This window comes from uncultured Methylobacterium sp. (genome assembly GCF_964242245.1).
In the GTDB taxonomy this organism is placed as follows: domain Bacteria; phylum Pseudomonadota; class Alphaproteobacteria; order Rhizobiales; family Beijerinckiaceae; genus Methylobacterium.
In genome coordinates, this window is record NZ_CAXTBY010000093.1 from 14,383 (window position 1) to 16,172 (window position 1,790).

The following is a 1,790-nucleotide window of genomic DNA, read 5'->3' on the forward strand; positions in this document are numbered from 1 at the left end:
CGCGGCGCTGTCCCAGCTTCATCCGACGGCCTTGCGGGTCGTGAGTCTGCCGGTGTGCGGACGGCGGCGCCCTTCGCGTCTCAGGCCGCCCGCCGCGCGGGCTCGGGCCGCCCGAAGCGCATCGTGCCGTCGTCGAGGCGGCCGAACGTCAGGGCCGCTATGTCGAGGGCGTAGTTCTGGTTGAGGCGCCACGGCTTGCGCGCGCCCTGCTTCGGCAGCGTGGGCGCGGCGCGCACGACGTAGCCGGAGGTGAACGACAAGAGCGGCACCTCGGCGATCGTGCCGGGCTCGGCGTGGGGCGCGCACCACGCGTAGCCGTGCCGGTCCATGTGGCGGATCAGGCGGCAGAGGTAGCGCGCGGTGAGCTCGCTCTTCAGGGTCCACGAGGCGTTGGTGTAGCCGATCGTGACCGCAAGGTTGGGGATGCCCGACAGCATCATGCCCTTGTAGAGGAACAGCTTGGCCGGCTCGATCACGCGCCCGTCGACGACGGTCTCGATCCCGCCCATCAGCTTCAGCCGCAGGCCGGTGGCGGTGACGACGATGTCGGCCGGCAGCGTCCTGCCGGAGGCGAGCCGGATGCCGGTCTCGGTGAAGGTCTCGACCGCGTCGGTCTCCACCGAGGCGGCGCCTGAGCGGATCGCCTTGAACAGGTCGGCGTCCGGCACGAGGCAGAGGCGCTGGTCCCACGGCTTGTAGGACGGGGTGAAGTGCTTGGCCACGTCGTAGTCGGGGCCGAGCTCCGCGCGCACCCCGTCGAGCAGGCGCTTGGCCATCGCCTCCGGCTTCCGGCGGGCGTAGGCGTAGAACACCATCCCGAGCAGCACGTTCTTGGCCCGCGCCAGCCCGTGCGCGAGGCCGGCCGGCAGCCGCGCCCGCAGCCAGCGGGCGATCCTGTCCTCGCTCGGCAGGGCGACGACGTAGGTGGGCGAGCGCTGCAGCATCGTCACGTGGGCGGCGGTCTTGGCCAGCTCCGGCACCAGCGTCACGGCGGTGGCGCCGCTGCCGATCACCACCACGGTCCGGCCGTCCCAGGCGAGGTCGTCGGGCCAGGCCTGCGGATGCACCACCCGGCCGGCAAACCGCGCGAGGCCGGGAAACGCCGGGTCGTGGCCGCCGTCGTAGGCGTAGTAGCCGCTGCACACCGAGAGCACGCGGCAGGTGTAGCGCACGGGGGCGGCTTGCCGTTCGACCTCCGTCTCCAGGGTCCACAGCGCGGTGGCCGAATCCCAGGACGCCCGAACCACCCGGTGGCCGAACCGGATCTTTTGGTCGATGCCCTCGGCCGAGGCCGTCTCGCGGACGTAGCGCAGGATCGAGGCGCCGTCGGCGATGGACCTGTCGCTCCGCCACGGGCGGAAGCTGTAGCCGAAGGTGTAGAGGTCGGAATCCGAGCGCAGGCCGGGATAGCGGAACAGGTCCCAGGTCCCGCCGATCGCCGCGCGGGCTTCGAGGATGGCGTAGCGCTTGGTCGGGCACGCGGCCTGGAGGTAGTGGCCGACCGCGATGCCGGAGAGGCCGGCACCGACGACCAGCACGTCGAAGTGGTGCTCGCCGGTCTCGGGCGACGCGCCCGATCCCGTCGTCGGCCCCGGATCGATCGGCGCAACCGGCCTCGCTTGCGGGGTGTGGTCCATGGCAGGGGCTCCGGCGGTCTCGCACGCGACGATCAGGTGAGGGCGGCGGGCGGCGTGGGCCAAGATCACCGCCGCCGGGCTCGCGCGGGCGAGGCCGAGAGCCTGATGGTCAACCCCTGGATCATCTCGTCCGACCAGATCGACGACCTGCGC

General features: G+C 72.3%; 1 protein-coding gene. It reads right to left on the bottom strand.

The genetic code is table 11. The annotated features are described in order from the left end of the window. Nucleotides 1-80 precede the first annotated feature (80 nt). Nucleotides 81-1,637: a flavin-containing monooxygenase gene (locus ACFE8Y_RS16545; RefSeq protein WP_375465476.1), complete on the bottom strand. Its 1,557-nt coding sequence runs from the start codon at nucleotides 1,635-1,637 to the stop codon at nucleotides 81-83. Nucleotides 1,638-1,790: the final 153 nt, after the last annotated feature.

Bases quoted from the DNA above. Each gene is read 5' to 3' on its own strand.
- ACFE8Y_RS16545 (WP_375465476.1), bottom strand. From the start codon at position 1,637: ATGGACCACACCCCGCAAGCGAGGCCGGTTGCGCCGATCGATCCGGGG.